Source organism: Bartonella sp. B1098 (genome assembly GCF_944896145.1).
Taxonomy (GTDB): domain Bacteria; phylum Pseudomonadota; class Alphaproteobacteria; order Rhizobiales; family Rhizobiaceae; genus Bartonella.
Genome location: NZ_CALYLP010000003.1, coordinates 526,649 through 541,396, shown reverse-complemented (window position 1 = coordinate 541,396; position 14,748 = coordinate 526,649). Strand labels below are relative to the sequence as shown.

12 protein-coding genes, 4 pseudogenes and 1 riboswitch are annotated in these 14,748 nt (G+C 39.2%); of the genes and pseudogenes, 4 read left to right on the top strand and 12 right to left on the bottom strand.

The genetic code is table 11. The features are described from left to right. Positions 1–8: 8 nt before the first annotated feature. Positions 9–488: pseudogene (locus NNJ85_RS06755) on the top strand (restriction endonuclease); the annotation flags it as partial. Between the two features lie 429 nt (positions 489–917). Here the strand turns inward: NNJ85_RS06755 and NNJ85_RS09750 are convergent. The 5 genes and pseudogenes from NNJ85_RS09750 to NNJ85_RS06725 form a co-directional block, all read right to left on the bottom strand. Continuing rightward, positions 918–1,729 (bottom strand): annotated as a pseudogene (locus NNJ85_RS09750) (hypothetical protein). 104 nt (positions 1,730–1,833) lie between these two features. Continuing rightward, positions 1,834–2,814: pseudogene (locus tag NNJ85_RS06740) on the bottom strand (DUF3987 domain-containing protein); the annotation flags it as partial. Continuing rightward, on the bottom strand, positions 2,811–3,686 hold the full coding sequence (locus NNJ85_RS06735) for a toprim domain-containing protein (RefSeq protein ID WP_254473277.1): 876 nt from the start codon (positions 3,684–3,686) through the stop codon (positions 2,811–2,813). The pseudogene NNJ85_RS06740 and the gene NNJ85_RS06735, both read right to left, overlap by 4 nt. Positions 3,687–3,789: 103 nt before the next feature. Further along, entirely contained in the window at positions 3,790–3,990 is a 201-nt protein-coding gene (locus NNJ85_RS06730; protein WP_254473274.1) for an AlpA family transcriptional regulator, read from the bottom strand. A 210-nt stretch (positions 3,991–4,200) separates the two neighbouring features. Further along, positions 4,201–4,697 (bottom strand): annotated as a pseudogene (locus tag NNJ85_RS06725) (tyrosine-type recombinase/integrase); the annotation flags it as partial. Positions 4,698–4,739: 42 nt separating this feature from the next. On the opposite strand from NNJ85_RS06725, the gene NNJ85_RS09665 reads away from it, so the two are divergent. Continuing rightward, on the top strand, positions 4,740–4,862 hold the full coding sequence (locus tag NNJ85_RS09665; protein WP_256481080.1) for a hypothetical protein: 123 nt from the start codon (positions 4,740–4,742) through the stop codon (positions 4,860–4,862). A gap of 265 nt (positions 4,863–5,127) precedes the next feature. Here the strand turns inward: NNJ85_RS09665 and NNJ85_RS06720 are convergent, their stop codons facing one another. The 3 genes from NNJ85_RS06720 to NNJ85_RS06710 are packed head-to-tail and all read right to left on the bottom strand — an operon-like array spanning position 5,128 to position 7,681. Continuing rightward, a complete protein-coding gene (locus NNJ85_RS06720) occupies positions 5,128–5,787 on the bottom strand; it encodes a methionine ABC transporter permease (RefSeq protein ID WP_254474658.1) in 660 nt (219 codons plus the stop codon). Beyond that, positions 5,780–6,814: a methionine ABC transporter ATP-binding protein gene (locus NNJ85_RS06715; protein WP_254474656.1), complete on the bottom strand. Its 1,035-nt coding sequence runs from the start codon at positions 6,812–6,814 to the stop codon at positions 5,780–5,782. Before NNJ85_RS06715 ends, NNJ85_RS06720 begins: the two co-directional genes overlap by 8 nt. Before the next feature lie 48 nt (positions 6,815–6,862). Continuing rightward, on the bottom strand, positions 6,863–7,681 hold the full coding sequence (locus NNJ85_RS06710; protein ID WP_254474654.1) for a MetQ/NlpA family ABC transporter substrate-binding protein: 819 nt from the start codon (positions 7,679–7,681) through the stop codon (positions 6,863–6,865). Positions 7,682–8,199: 518 nt separating this feature from the next. On the opposite strand from NNJ85_RS06710, the gene NNJ85_RS06705 reads away from it, so the two are divergent. After that, on the top strand, positions 8,200–8,847 hold the full coding sequence (locus NNJ85_RS06705; protein ID WP_254474652.1) for an SH3 domain-containing protein: 648 nt from the start codon (positions 8,200–8,202) through the stop codon (positions 8,845–8,847). 506 nt (positions 8,848–9,353) lie between these two features. Here NNJ85_RS06705 and NNJ85_RS06700 read toward each other — a convergent pair. The 4 genes from NNJ85_RS06700 to NNJ85_RS06685 all read right to left on the bottom strand — a co-directional run bounded on the left by NNJ85_RS06700 (position 9,354) and on the right by NNJ85_RS06685 (position 12,945). After that, the gene (locus NNJ85_RS06700) at positions 9,354–10,385 is read right to left on the bottom strand and encodes an aspartate-semialdehyde dehydrogenase (RefSeq protein ID WP_254474650.1); all 1,032 of its coding nucleotides are present in this window, start codon (positions 10,383–10,385) and stop codon (positions 9,354–9,356) included. Between the two features lie 499 nt (positions 10,386–10,884). After that, positions 10,885–11,265 (bottom strand): helix-turn-helix domain-containing protein, encoded by a 381-nt coding sequence (locus tag NNJ85_RS06695; RefSeq protein WP_254474648.1) that lies wholly within the window; start codon positions 11,263–11,265, stop codon positions 10,885–10,887. Positions 11,266–12,062: 797 nt separating this feature from the next. Continuing rightward, on the bottom strand, positions 12,063–12,269 hold the full coding sequence (locus NNJ85_RS06690) for a Trm112 family protein (protein WP_139412298.1): 207 nt from the start codon (positions 12,267–12,269) through the stop codon (positions 12,063–12,065). A gap of 13 nt (positions 12,270–12,282) precedes the next feature. Further along, on the bottom strand, positions 12,283–12,945 hold the full coding sequence (locus NNJ85_RS06685; protein WP_144755123.1) for an LON peptidase substrate-binding domain-containing protein: 663 nt from the start codon (positions 12,943–12,945) through the stop codon (positions 12,283–12,285). A 452-nt stretch (positions 12,946–13,397) separates the two neighbouring features. Further along, positions 13,398–13,495: riboswitch (glycine riboswitch) on the top strand. A gap of 136 nt (positions 13,496–13,631) precedes the next feature. On the opposite strand from NNJ85_RS06685, the gene gcvT reads away from it, so the two are divergent. Continuing rightward, on the top strand, positions 13,632–14,744 hold the full coding sequence (gene gcvT, locus NNJ85_RS06680) for a glycine cleavage system aminomethyltransferase GcvT (protein ID WP_254474646.1): 1,113 nt from the start codon (positions 13,632–13,634) through the stop codon (positions 14,742–14,744). Positions 14,745–14,748 lie beyond the last annotated feature (4 nt).

The window sequence follows — 14,748 nt, the reverse complement described above, 5'->3', positions numbered from 1 at the left end:
GTTTTAATATGCTGCAATCTGTTAAGTCTGATAATAAACACGTCACTCTACGCTCTCTGTTGGAAGAGTATCGCGATCAAGCAACTTCAAATGCTAAAAAGGGAAAAATTTTTGAAGATTTTGTTAGCAAATATCTTATGCATGACCCTATCCATTATGGACGCTATGAAAAGGTTGAAAGCTATTTTAAATGGGCTAAAGAGCGTAAAGATTGGAATAAAAATGATATCGGCATTGATCTGGTTGCAAAACTTCGCAATCAAGAAGGCTATGTGGCTATTCAATGTAAATGCTATGACGCCTCTCACATCATTAAAAAAGAAGATATTGATAGTTTTATCACTGCCTCTGGCAAAAAGATCTTCACGCGTCGTATACTGGTTGATAGCACCGAAAGCAATTGGAGTGATAATGCGAACAACACGTGTGATGGTCAAGAGGTTCGTATTCAACAGATTAATCTGTTTGATTTTAGAAAATGCGTTATTTGAATTCACTCAACTTAATTTCGAGGTCAGTACTTTTAAACGTTTTAAGATGCGTTTTGATCATGTGCTTTGTTTCAAATGAATCTCTTTAAAGAAAAGGGCATTTTATTAATACGTTTGATAACCATAAAGCGTTTATATTTTCTCTCATTCAAATGAATGCTATCAAGATGATACCCATCATTTATATTCCTTTTGATAAGTTTTCATAAAAACAAGAAAACGCTTGCAATATAATACGTTTTGTATATAGACATGCATTACTCCATTGTGGGTGATTAATTTTAATCATTAGAATCAAAATTAGAAAGCCGCGTCATATTAATGGCACGGCTTTCTTTTTGAATTCTCTCTTTTATGATACGTTTTAAACAATGCTTATAATGCATTTATAGCCATAAAGAAGGCACTCACACACTATTATTTGTTTTATTTCTCAATCTTTACAACCTCATCGCTTTTATAGACCTCATAATTATCGGGAACCAATCTTATTTTACTTTGTGTATCTATTTTTGCTCTTCCATAGGCACGACCCCAAACCTTGACATAACCAGAGATTTTCGCATTCCCATAAACAGAGCCATAAACCGCGGCACGACCACTCACTATAGCATTGCCATAGACCTTGCCATAAATCTTTGCAAGCGCCACTCACAACAGCATTGTCAGAGATTTTTACTGAGTGACTAACATATACATTGTCAGAAACGACGGCATTATCGTAAACATGAGCAGCCCAATCAATACGAGCAGAGCCTAATATTTTTGGCATTGCCATAAATAAAGCCCTTTACATAAGCATTATCAGCAATTTTCGCATTGTCATAGATTTTTGCATCAAAAATGATATTAGCTTTATTACAAACAAAGGCATTGCCATAAACTTGACCACGAACGATAGCATTGTCATTAATTTTTGCATTGCCATAAACATGAGCATTCGCACCGAAAACCCATACATCATCATTAACCACGGCATTGCCATAAATTTTTGCATTTCTATTGACACGGGCATTATCATGTATTTTTGCATTGTCAGAAACGACAGCATCCCAAAAAACGGTAGCATTATCATAAACCCAGCAATGACCATCATGGGATAGGTTGCTTTCATTTTCAATAAAACCACCTAAGGTACCTGCTTTGATATCATCAAAATCTCTAATGGCTTTAATACGGTGTAAGGTAAACCCTTCAATAATCTTAGTTTCATTCGTAAATTCATATTTTTTTGTTATAGGTAAAGAGACACAAGCATCATCACAAATTTTAGATGCAAAATTAATCGTTTCATTGTCCTCAACACGCGTATACCAATTAATAAAAGCATTCCCATAGACTTTTGCTTTGTCTCATCGGGCCACACCAGCATTTGAAACCGTTGTAATAAACCGTCATCGTTTATTCCACGGTGCATGGCTTGAATGATGGGAATAATTCGTGAAGGTTGAATGCCTCCAATCATTGATAAAGTTACATGGGGAATAAAAATGGTTCCACGCTCGATACGGTCATAGGTAAATTGATCATCTCCATTAAAAGCTGTTAAATAGAAAGAACGGTCTGTTTGATATTCCTTTCTCTCCAAATCGGCTAAAAACCCAGATAATTCATCACGGACCATTAAGAGACCACGGGGGTTTTCTTTTAACAATTCCCCAAGCTTTTCGACCGTCACATCATTGACAATAAAACGCGAGACATCATCATCATCATGAGCACTGTCTTTAGAGAGCGTTTCAAACAACAGAGCACGGGCTATTTCACACTCACCTTTTTTAAGCGCTTTATTGGCTTGTCTTTCTTTTTCTCTTTTGTCTAAACTTTCTAATCTCTCTTCAATTTCTTGCCTTTCTTTCTGCTTTAACCACTCTTTATACCATTCCTTTTGAAGGCGCGTGATAGGGGCTAAAGCGGCTTTCATGGCTGGTGTTTTATATGTTGACGATTGACCAATAAGAGCCCCCCAGAGATTAGGAACAATTGTCCAATCATCATGCTGTTTTGGAGCAATCCGCACGCCATTACCAATCACAGCAGACAAACCACAGAGCGCAGAGACAGCAATAAAATCTATTGGAGCCTGTTGACGCTCTGAAACGTTATAAATATAGTCCATGAATGGCATTGGGAGTTGTAATGGATTAAAAGGTTCAACGGGTAAGAGAGCCGTAGCAATTGGTTTTAATTCCCCCCAACCATTTTGTTGCAAGGCTTGTTTATAAGGAATGGCTTTTAAACAAGCATTATCGTTTAAAGAGGCATTATCGTTATCATTGACGGGGGTATTCTTCTCTAAAACATTTTTATTATCTTGTTTCATATTACGTACCTTGAATAATAGAGAAAATCGTTAAAATCGGTTCCTTTTGGAGCTTGCATGATAAAGACCTCAAAGCCTTGGCTATAAGCACGATTTGCTAGGGTAAAACCTGCTTTACGACCCGCATCATCCCCATCCATTGCAATTGTCAGACGCCCTTTTATCGGGGGTAAATTCACACGCATCATGCCACTGGTGGAAAGAGACGACCATAAATTCACGGGTTCTGATAATAAACCAGACAGCAGAGACAGACCCGTTTCAATACCTTCACAAATAACCAGATGTTTTGGATTGCCTTGATTTAAATGCACAGCACCGCCCATGACAGAACCCAACATGGCTTTGGCTGGTTTCTGATCTGTTTTGCAGCCATTGGCTTTTAAAAAGGTCCTATGAATGGCAAAGGAACCAGCCCCCTTAACAAGAGCTACCAACGCGGGCAATGTCATTCCTAATGGGTGAGGGCATTTGTCGTGAAATCGTAAATAAGGAAATAATTCACACGTAATACCCCGCATGCGTAAATAGGTTTCTGCTAAAGTATTTTTGATCGGTTGACTTTGTTTCCAAATCTTTTTTGCTCGTTTGAAATCAGCACAAAACTGTTTTGAGAAAGAAAGCGTATGATCATAAGCTTTATCCCAAAAGGCTTGTTTTCCAAGCAAGCCAATTCTTCTAAGCGCTTGTATGATCTCTCTAAAAGAGCAGCCAGCATAACAAGTGAGTAAGAGACGCCCATCAAGTCCATTGGTAATGGATAAGCTAGGCAGCCTATCATCATGAGCAGGGCAACGGGCAAGTCCATAACGCCCATACCAAACCCCATGCAAGGCACGTGTGATGCCCCAAGCATTCGTAAAAGAAAACATATTTTTGATCCTATAATGATTGCATCATAGGACGGACTCTGCTATCGATAATCATCGTGTGAAAATGAAAAGCCTTGTCCATCCTTATGTGACAAGGTTTTTTTTATGCCGCATCACTTTGACGCTGCTGTTTTGCTTGTTCGATAACATTGGTAAGATCCGATTGTAACCAACGGGATAAAAAACCAAATTTTAAAGGTTTTGGTAAAGAGCCATTGGTCACATGACGGCGGAAAGTTGAGACACTCATATGAAGCAGTTTTGCACTTTCACGGTCTGTTAAAAGAATATCATTTTCTATCATACTAAAATCCTTTCAAATATTAAAAAATGAGAACAAATCATGCCTATTTATTAAACACATTTTGGTTTATTTTTGAAGGTATTTTATTCATAGAAAACAGTATTTTATCATATATTTTCTGATGTGATAATTTATGAGTTTAATTGAGATGATATGAGAGAAGAGAGAGAGAAAGTTATCCACAGATCATGGGGTTATGCACCCCATATCTTAAGATTGACCGGTGACATAAGCTGTCCATTTATCCATATAAACACGGCGCTGTTCTAAATAATCAGTACGACGATAGGCACGTTCTACTTGCCCCCCGACCACATGCCCCAGAATGGTTTCAGCGACCTCATAGGGGGCATCGGTTGTTTCAGCGAGCCAATTGCGTAAACTAGAGCGAAATCCATGCGGACGTGCTTCACAAGTCCAATCTGTTGCATATAGTGTGACATGCAATTCTCACCAAGAGGATCCCGACCGGTTGCAGAAAAAAAGAAATCATTGCGAGAAAGCAAACGCGCTTGTTTAAGAATTTCTAATGCCTCTGTTGTTATAGGCACGCGAAATTCTGTTGTCGTATCACGTCGACCTTTCATATTCTCAGCAGGGATAGTCCATATATCCCCATCAACTTGATCTTTATGAATATGACATAAAGGAAAAGTACGAACCCCTGTCAGAATAAGCAAACGTAAAGCCAGTTGTGTTAGGGTTGTTTTTTATCAAACACTTTAGGAGACAACACTCATACATTGAGAGTGATCAGGCATAATTATGGTGGAGGTGTTATAGCTTTGCTCGTCATCGCCGATTGTTCTGTCTGCTCGACTGTTTTGATGGGGTATTGCTATGGATGGATTGTGATCAGTGGGGTGATTTAACATGGTCATTTATCATTTTTACGGTGAGAGAGAGTTTTGAACGTTGTAAGAGCTCTCATTTAATTTCCTTTTATATTGAAGCTATTCAAACTATTTGCTTGGTTACAAAATGGGAACTTATGTCAATAAAGTCGTTTAAGATAAGAGAAAAAGTGCTTGTTTTTTAAATGAATGCTTTCGATCACCAATGGGTATACTGGGGAGATGCTTTCACTTTGGAAGTGGCGAAGAGGATGATAATGCTGGTGTGTGAAATCCTCAGTTTTTAATGCATCGTTTTATCAAGTTTTTGTACGATTTTATCAGAAGTCCATTGGGTGATAATATTGAGCATGATCAAAAGAAGGATGACAATGGTCATGATGAAGGTATTATAGCGTTGATAGCCATAGCGAATTGCCATGTCTCCTAAACCGCCTCCACCAAGATATCCGGCAAGTGAGGTGGCGCCTATGAGAGAAATGACCATGACTGTAAAACCTGTAATCAGGCTAGGGAGAGCTTCCGGAATAAGAACATGTCTGATGATTTGAAGACGGCTTGCCCCCATAGAGCGGATCGCTTCAATGAGACCGTTTTCAACGGTTTTAAAAGAGAGTTCGGCCATGCGTGCATAAAAAGGAATAGCTGAAATGGTGAGAACAAAAATAACAGAAGACATTCCTACACCTCTTCCTACCACGATACGGGTAACGGGAAGAAGATAAAATGCAAGAATAATAAAAGGAATGGCACGAATACTGTCAACGATGATGCTTAAAGGGCGATTGATAAGAGATGAAGCAAAGATTCCACCACGTGCTGTTGTATGAAGAAGAAGACCAAGGGGAAGCCCTATAATAAGCGCTATCAAAGAAGCACTTATCGTCATCAAGATTGTATCAAAAAGGGCATTGGGAAGTTCATGAGATAGAACATTAAACATAACCTAACACCTCGCAATATCGTCCCTTTTCGGTTAACCATTGAACGGCCTTTTTAAAAGCTTCTTGATCTTGAGCTGGAAGGCATAAGAAGAGGCGCCCGATGGTTTCCCCTTGGACTGTATCAATGCCTCCGTGGAGAATACGTGCTCTTAAACCGCTTTCATCTTCTAGAAGATGGAGAAAAGGTTGTTGGGCAATTTCGCCGGCAATATTCATTTCAATAACAGCTTCTTGACCGATGGGTTTGAGATTTTTTGCATATTTTTCAGGAAGTTGTGGCGTAACAAGTTTGAGCATGGCAATGGTTGTTTCTTCTTGTGGGGATGTAAAAATATCTTTTACACGTCCTTCTTCCACAATGCGCCCTTGATTGAGAACAACAACGCGATGCGCAATTGTGCGTACCACTTCCATTTCGTGGGTAATAAGCACAATTGTGAGATTGAGGCGGTTATTAATATCGGCAAGAAGTCTAAGAATAGACTGTGTTGTTTCAGGATCAAGAGCAGAGGTTGCTTCATCTGATAACAATATTTTAGGATTAGCAGCGAGCGCACGTGCAATGCCAACGCGTTGTTTTTGCCCTCCAGACAATTCTGCTGGATAACAATATTCTTTTCCCCATAATCCTACCAATTCAATAAGCTCAAGGGCACGTTTATTGCGCTGTTTTTTATTTACACCACTTAATTTGAGCGGTAATGCAATGTTATCAATCACCTTTTGCGATGAGAGAAGATTGAAATGTTGAAAAATCATTCCAATCCGTTGACGGTAAGGTGCCCATTCTGTCTCCGATAGATTTGAAATATTGACGCCTTCAAAAAAAAGAGAGCCTGTATCAATTTTTTCTAATCCATTTAAACAGCGAATAAGTGTTGATTTTCCTGCTCCACTACGACCAATAATACCAAGGATTTCACCGGTATGGATATCAAGAGATAAGTTATCAACTGCTGGATTTTCCGCTGTTTTGTTAAAACAACGGCTGACATTTTTTAAGGAAATGAGGGCGTTTTTTTCCATTTAAAATTACCAGAATGTTTAGCAAAACGACGTGAATATGGGGTATAATTACCAAGATGTTTGTGCTGCTGGACCAAAGATTTCTTTGATTTTTGCACGAACAGGCTTGCTATTGTAGGCAGCCACTAATTTTTTGATCCATGGTTCATCTTTGTCGCTGGTCCGCACAACAATGATATTGGTATAGGGATTATTTTCTGCTTTTTCCCATGCGACAACATCTTTTTGCAAGTCTAATCCAGAGACCAAAGCCCAATTTGTATTGATAACGGCAATATCAAAATCATCGATAGCTCGCCCTAACATGCCGGCATCAAGTTCACGAATTTGCACGTTTTTAGGATTTTCAATAATATCCAGTGGAGAGGCAAGAATATCGTGAGGGTCTTTTAATTTAATAAGACCTAAAAAATTGAGAAGGAGCAGGGCTCTTCCACCGTTGGATGGATCATTAGGAATGCCAACATGTGCACCATCACGCAGATCTTTTAAATCTTTAATTTTGTGGGAATAGACACCGATTGGGGCAATAAACGTATATCCTACAACTGAAAGTTTATAACCGCGCTGTTCCATTTGGTTTTTAAGATAAGGCGTGTGCTGAAAAGCATTGGCATCAATCTCTCCCGCATTAACAGCATCGTTGGGCAAAGTGTAATCAGAAAAATAAACCAGCTCAATTTCTAAACCAGCTTTTTTAGCTTGCTCTGCAGCGACTTGCCAAACAGTGGCTTCGTGTCCTTCCATGACACCAAGTTTGATTTTTGATTTGTCGGCGGCCATGGAAAAAGCAGTAGACAAAAAAAGGGTAAAGAGAGAGAGGAATAATCCTATAACCTGACTGCGAGAAAAAAAATTTAGTGTCATGTGCTTTTAACTTTCTTTTCCAAGAGATTTTTCGAGGAAAGCTTCAATATACTCTATATTCTTTTAAGGAGATTTGAGGTTATACAAGCTTTAGAGAATATTCAATCACTTTTATTTTAAAAAATCATGTTCTTTTTTCTTTATGTTCCGCAGTTTTGGGGAAACATCATCATTTGTTCATAGAAGTCCTCTGAAATTTAGGCAATCAATTCGTCTATTGTAATGATTTATTGATGGAACCAATGACACTTTAAAAACTTCTTTAAGAGACGATTGGCTTAAAGAGGCAAGCAATCAGATGATGTTTTAGTGGTCAATTTATGAGGGACATACTGCGCAATCAAAGTCAAAAGACCGTGTTTGTGGAGAGGGGTGGAGGGGACAAAGAGAGATTTGGTTGCAATGGGGCTGGGGGCGTTTGGGGAAAAACAAAGAGTGATGATTACTGGATTTAAATGCGGCAAATTTTTGCAAAGGTGAATATTTTGCCCTTCACAGATTAGAGAGGAAGAAAAATAATGTTAAGAAAGAATTTTTTATCAACGACAATGATCTTATGGGCTTTGGGAGCATCAGGGGTGGCTATAACTGCTTCTCACGCGCAAGCTGGGACTATTGCTGGAACTGTTGCTCGTGTTGCATCAGGTCAGGTATCGTTACGCACCGGTCCTGCGACAGCTTATAAAGTGATCGCAACGGTTCCAGTGGGCGCAAAAGTGCAAATTTATGGCTGCTTATCCAATAAAACTTGGTGTTCTCTTGGGTATCATGGAAAAGTTGGTTGGGCATCTGCACGTTATGTCAATGTCGCTACTGTTCCTACCATTGCTTTTAAAAAGGTGTCGGTAAAATCAAATTCCATGATAAAATCGCAAAAAGTAAAGAAAGAAAAAGTAAAACAGATTGTTTCTGATTTTAAAGCTTTTCCAGCGGTGCAAAAAACACGCAAAAACATGCAAAAACTGTACAGAACAGATGTGATTATCGATTCCACAGGAGTCAAAAAAAGAGATGAAAGAACAATTTTTAATCCTTCGCCAAAAGCACAAGAAGTTTCTGTAAAGCACGTCAATGCTTATAATCCCTTCTTTCCGGATAAGGTTAATGACAAAAATTTTGAACGCAATGAAACGCGTTATCGTGTTGTGACCTATCCTGCTCGATAAGGATAAAAAAATCAATCTCACAACAGGAATGACAAAAAGGATGGCAGTATGAAGCAAAAAATGCTTTATGCTGCTGATCCTATTATCCCATAAAATAGCATCAAGGTGGTGAGAGATAACTTAAGGTGGCGAGAGTTAAGTATATTTAGGGTGAAATTTATCAACGCTTCGAGATACTGTCCTTTAGGATAATGTTTGATGGATTTTTTTAAGAGAATGGCTAGGAGCTTTTTGTCCTTGTACTATTGTGTCGTAAGGCGGCATGAGGACAGAGATTGGTGCAAACTGGGTAAAAAGTGCGATTGTGTACAAGAGCAATGCAGATAGAGATCTTCGTTTTTAAGGCGAAGAGGTATCCAAGGATATTTAAGAGTAGAATTTGTTAATTCCCTGAATGGTTATCTTTTAGGGTGATGATATAAATCCACAGTAGGGGAAGATTTTTTTGAAGAGAAGCCGGACTTTTGACAGACCGGCTAGGATTCTTCGTCCTTTTAGATAGGGCGTTAATTGGCAGACGTAGGCTTTATCAAATTACGAGAAATGAGCAATTCAGCAATTTGAACGGCATTCAATGCGGCTCCTTTTCTTAAATTATCGGCGACAACCCAGAAAGCTAAACCATTTTCAACGGTGATATCTTCACGAACACGGCTAATAAAGGTGTCATCTTCCCCTGTACTTTCATAAGGCGTGGTATAGCCACCATCTTCGTGTTTATCGATAAGTTGACAACCAGGGGCATCGCGGAAGAGCGCTTGCGCTTCAGATACGCTGAGTGGTTTTTCAAATTCAACATGGACGGCTTCTGCATGCCCGATAAAGACAGGAACCCGAACAGCCGTGGCTGTGAGTTTAATTTTCGGATCAAGAATTTTCTTCGTTTCAGCCGTCATTTTCCATTCTTCTTTTGTATAACCATCTTCCATGAAAACATCGATATGAGGAATGACATTAAAGGCAATGCGTTTGGTGAATTTTTTTGATGTAATAGGATCTGCAACAAACACAGCGCGGGATTGTTCGAAAAGTTCGTCCATTCCTTCTTTACCAGCTCCAGAGACAGATTGATATGTAGAGACAACAACCCGCTTAATGATAGCAGCATCATGGAGAGGTTTTAAAGCTAAGACCAGTTGAATTGTTGAACAATTAGGATTGGCGATAATATTACGCTTAGAAAAGGTATTTATAGCTTCAGCATTGACTTCAGGGACAATTAACGGAACATTGGCATTATAGCGCCATGTAGAGGAATTGTCGATAACGACACAGCCCGCTGCCGCGATTTTAGGAGCATATTCTTTGGAAATGCTTCCTCCCGCAGACATAAGACACAAATCTGTGTCAGAAAAATCATACGTATCCAGAGCTTTTACTTTTAAAGTTTTGTCTCCATAAAAAACTTCTTGTCCTAATGAGCGTCGTGATGCCAGAGGAACAATTTCATGCGCAGGAAAACCACGCTCTTCTAAAATTGTAAGCATTTCACGACCGACATTTCCTGTTGCGCCGACAATTGCAACTTTAAAACTCATTTTCTATACTCCTTCGTGTCTCTCCACGTTTATTCCCCGCGCTATACTCAGGAGAGAATGAGTTGGTCAAGGAACATCATTAAATTATATCTTCAACAAATCCCATGTTGTGCACAACAATCAGAATTGTCAGCACAATAAAGTATTGTATTGCAAATAATATTGTCTTTTTTAATCTTTCAGAAGTGAAAAAAATTGAATATTTTATGCGAATTCTTCATCTCTTTGCGAGAGCACTTAAGTGAATTTTTTCTCTTCTGTCAATTGTTTCTCTTCACACTTTTGAGTTTTTAAAAGATGGTATGGCGCATCGCCTTGGAAGATTTTTTTGTCTTTTATCTGTTAAGTGTCCAATTATTTGATTTCTTCCCTCTCTCTAAAGACAAAAATTTCTATTCAGACTGTTTCCAGATTGGATAAAAATCTTCGTCTTTTGGGGCGGAGACAGTTAAAATGCTTTTCAATGTTATTCAGAACAGTTGAGGGCTTTTCAGTAAATTCATAAAAATAAGGGGCTGTTTTTTTCATCAGAAATCAACTGCAAAATTGCTCTTTGTTTTTTGCGGGTAAGCTCTCTGAAATTTTTCAAAAGTAAATATTCTGCTTTACTCGATATTCTGTCATCACAATGCGAGGAAGTCTCTTCTTTTTTTGCGCACTCAGCGTAAAAGAAGGAAACGGGAACACCCAGTACATCAGCAATTTCCTGTAAACGTGCTGCGCTCACACGATTTAAACCTTTTTCATATTTTTGGATTTGTTGAAACGTTACGCCCAAATGACTTCCTAATTGTTTTTGAGAAAACCCCATCATATTTCTTCTGAAGCGAATTTTTTGGCCTAAAGAAATGTCGTAAGAATGTGAATTTTTAGCTTGCACTTTGTTTCCCCTCCGGTTGCGAGCGCCCTCGCATTGGTATTCCGGGGTCTGGAAGTGCTGACATCGAATCAACCTCTTGCTTTTAGTGCTTAAGATGCACTTGGACATAACAAGAGCCCCCGGAAATTCCGGGACACCCGCAAAGCGGATTCATTCTGCGTTCGATGTTAGGGCTTCCAGGCCCTATTTGATCGTCGCGTATACGACCAAAAACACAATCCCCCTTCATAAGGCAATTGCTTTCAGTCGTCAATTGAAATTCAAATTGCTTATTCCAAGAAAATAAAGTGCATTTTTTAGCTTATAGATTAGCCTATAGAAATGTCATTAAATCTGGATATTGGGCTTATACCTATGCCTTTCAGGTGCGAGCACCCTCGGCATTCAACTTTCAGGATTGGGGACTTCCGGGATCTGGAAGTGCTGACTCAAAACAGCCTCTTGCTTTTAGTGCGTAAGATGCACTTGGACATAACAAGAGTCCCGGAAGTTTCACAATATTTACAAAACAGGATTTAATGTTTGAATTTGAAAGCCCCCTGACCGCCATGTATACTGATTAAACCTTAAGGCAATAGCTTTCAATCGTCAATTGAAATTACAGCCCATTTTCCTTGTTGGTTTTTTCAAGTTTTGATGTCATCAAGGCATCCACGATAGATAAAAATATCGTTTGAGAGGCTTTGAAAAGTTGTAAAGTCGAATTGTAAAATTCTTTTTCTCAAGACACTAAGATATCATCTTGATAGAAGTTTAATAACAGTGGGCTTTTGAAAGAAAAATTGCCTAAAGAGTGTTTATTTTTTATGAGTTGTTTTTTCATTGTTTTGCAAAGGACGCGCTTCTGAAGCAAGCATAATGGGAACACCATCACGAATAGGATAGGCAAGTTTGGCTTTGAGAGAAATAAGCTCTTGTGTTTTTCGGTTGAAAGAAAGCGTGCCTTTCGTCATTGGGCAGACAAGCAATTCGAGCATTTTAGGATCTGTGGTCATTTTTTTCATGTTTTTACGTTCATTAGTTTAAACGATAATCTGTTCCTGTTTGTTTCATGAGGGAGCGTTCTGTTAATGCGAGAAGCGTTTGGGCACGACTTTTGATATCGGGGGCTTCAAGGAGAGCTTGTTTTTCTGCCGGTGTAAAGGGAATAAGCGCTGAAAAAGCATTCACCAATATCGGTGTTGGGGCTTCTATGATACTGCTCCAATTATATTCCATTTCATGAATGGTCAGATATTTCTCAACAACGTCAAGTAAGCTTTCTCGATGAATGCTTTCTTCAATATCGAGTTCTTGTAAGTCTTTGATGTTTGATTGGATGAGAGCTGTTCGATAGGACTTTGTATTTGTCAATTCTTGTTCTAAGGTGAAACGGCAAACACCTTGTAAGATAATGAACAGTTGTCCATTGCCTGTTTCACTGTAGTTTGTAATACGTCCTATACAACCTGTTTTATAAAGTTGTGTAGAAAAGCGGTCCGTATCCGATGAAAGGGGTTGAATAATGCCCAAGAGACGATCGGATACCATAACATTTTCAATCATTTCAAGCGATTCTGGTTCAAAAATGTTGAGCGATAAAAACCCCCCGGGCAGTAAGAGTGCACCTTCTAAAGGGAAAAGAGCAATTTGCTTTGGAAGATCATTTTCGCAATTGTAGGAGATATTACCAGCTTTCATGAGTATATTGTGACCTTTATTCGGTAATTTTAGCCTGTCAATCGTTGCATTTTACGACATTATTAAGAAAGCAGAAAATCCACTTCTTGTGCATTAAAATCAACCTTATACAATACTTGAAGTCTTTATTCTTGATTCTTAAAAGGATATAAAACCCTACTCTTAAGGCTGAATTGCACACGAAAGAATACTGCTTTGCGATCTTTTTAGTGTGTGACGTTTTGCACGATTTTCAAGAGGTATTTTTATCTATAGCTTTTGATTTTTGTTCTAAATTTCCTAAAATGTGTTCCTTACAATTTTTGTAAGCTTCAAAAGGGAACTATTATAAATCTTTTGAAGCAGCTTATGCAAGTTTTAAAATGAGAGTACGTTTATCACTTTACTAATGACAGTGCGATAAAGATAGGTTATAGATTAGCACATGCTGGAGAGAACGTTATCGTTTCTTTCATTCTTTTGCGGGAGAGTGCAAATTGCAAGTTTTCGCATTGCCGCCGAAGGGGAAATAGCCCATAATCTCTCAGGCTTTAAGGACCGTAAAAGGAGGAAGGCAGATCTGGAAAGTCGGGAGAGCCCGCGCCGAAGGTGTAAGCGAAAGTCTTTTCGCGAGTCTCTCAGGTTGATGACAGAGGGGTGCAGAGACGACCATATTGTGTGGGCGTTAGCGCAGCTTTGGAGTTATTATGGGCACACAACAAGAAACATCTTTTTTAAAAACACTTCCTTTATATGATCTGCATGAAAAAGCAGGAGCAAAATTTGGTGCTTTTGCGGGGTGGAATATGCCTTTAACTTATCCTCTTGGCGTTTTGAAAGAACATCTTCATACCCGTGCACATGCAGGACTTTTTGATATTTCTCATATGAAATTGATTGCCGTTGAAGGGGCACAAGCCGTAGAATTTTTATCCTATGCTTTTCCTATTGATGCAGCAGCTTTAAAGATTGGGCACTCACGGTATAATTATTTGCTAAATGAGCAGGCTGGTATTCTTGATGATCTGATCATTACTCGTTTGGATGAGCACCGTTTTATGTTGGTTGCCAATGCCGGGAATGCACAGGCTGATTTTGAAGAACTGAAAAAGCGTGCTGGTGATTTTGAATGTCAAGTGATTGCCCTTGAAAGGGTATTGCTTGCTCTTCAAGGTCCTGAAGCCGCAGCTGTTCTGGCTGATGCCGATTTGCCAGGGAATGAATTGTTCTTTATGCAGGGATTCGAACCACAACAAGATTGGTTTATAACGCGTTCTGGGTATACCGGAGAGGATGGTTTTGAAATTGCTTTGCCCATAGGGCATGCGCATATGTTGGCTGAAAAATTGCTGAGTGATTCGCGTGTTGAGTGGATTGGACTTGCTGCACGCGATAGCTTGCGGTTGGAAGCAGGGTTGTGTTTGCATGGAAATGATATTACCCCTGAGACGACACCTATTGATGCAGCTTTAACATGGGCTGTTCCTAAAAGTGTCCGAGAAAAAGCACAATTTTACGGTGCAAAGGCTTTTCTTGAAGCGCTGCAAAAAGGACCTGATCGTTGTCGTGTTGGATTAAAACCGCAAACGCGCCAACCTATTCGTGCCGGTGCGGTGCTTCTCGATGAACAGGGCAATGAGATTGGCGTGGTAACATCCGGTGGTTTTGGTCCTTCTTTTGATGGTCCTGTCGCGATGGGGTATGTTCCTGTTGCGTGTAAAGTTGAAGGAACAGAAGTCTTTACAGAATTGCGAGGCAAAAAGATTGCACTTTCAGTGCATTCTCTTCCCTTTGTTGAACAACGTTATTTTAAAGGATGATTTT

Excerpts from the sequence above, each read along its gene's own strand:
- NNJ85_RS06735 (WP_254473277.1), bottom strand. The coding sequence starts at position 3,686 with ATGTTTTCTTTTACGAATGCTTGGGGCATCACACGTGCCTTGCATGGG.
- NNJ85_RS06720 (WP_254474658.1), bottom strand. The coding sequence starts at position 5,787 with ATGTTTAATGTTCTATCTCATGAACTTCCCAATGCCCTTTTTGATACA.
- NNJ85_RS06710 (WP_254474654.1), bottom strand. The coding sequence starts at position 7,681 with ATGACACTAAATTTTTTTTCTCGCAGTCAGGTTATAGGATTATTCCTC.
- NNJ85_RS06685 (WP_144755123.1), bottom strand. The coding sequence starts at position 12,945 with ATGAAAGCTGGTAATATCTCCTACAATTGCGAAAATGATCTTCCAAAG.
- NNJ85_RS06700 (WP_254474650.1), bottom strand. The coding sequence starts at position 10,385 with ATGAGTTTTAAAGTTGCAATTGTCGGCGCAACAGGAAATGTCGGTCGT.
- NNJ85_RS06705 (WP_254474652.1), top strand. The coding sequence starts at position 8,200 with ATGTTAAGAAAGAATTTTTTATCAACGACAATGATCTTATGGGCTTTG.
- NNJ85_RS06690 (WP_139412298.1), bottom strand. The coding sequence starts at position 12,269 with ATGAAAAAAATGACCACAGATCCTAAAATGCTCGAATTGCTTGTCTGC.
- NNJ85_RS06715 (WP_254474656.1), bottom strand. The coding sequence starts at position 6,814 with ATGGAAAAAAACGCCCTCATTTCCTTAAAAAATGTCAGCCGTTGTTTT.
- NNJ85_RS06730 (WP_254473274.1), bottom strand. The coding sequence starts at position 3,990 with ATGATAGAAAATGATATTCTTTTAACAGACCGTGAAAGTGCAAAACTG.
- gcvT (WP_254474646.1), top strand. The coding sequence starts at position 13,632 with ATGGGCACACAACAAGAAACATCTTTTTTAAAAACACTTCCTTTATAT.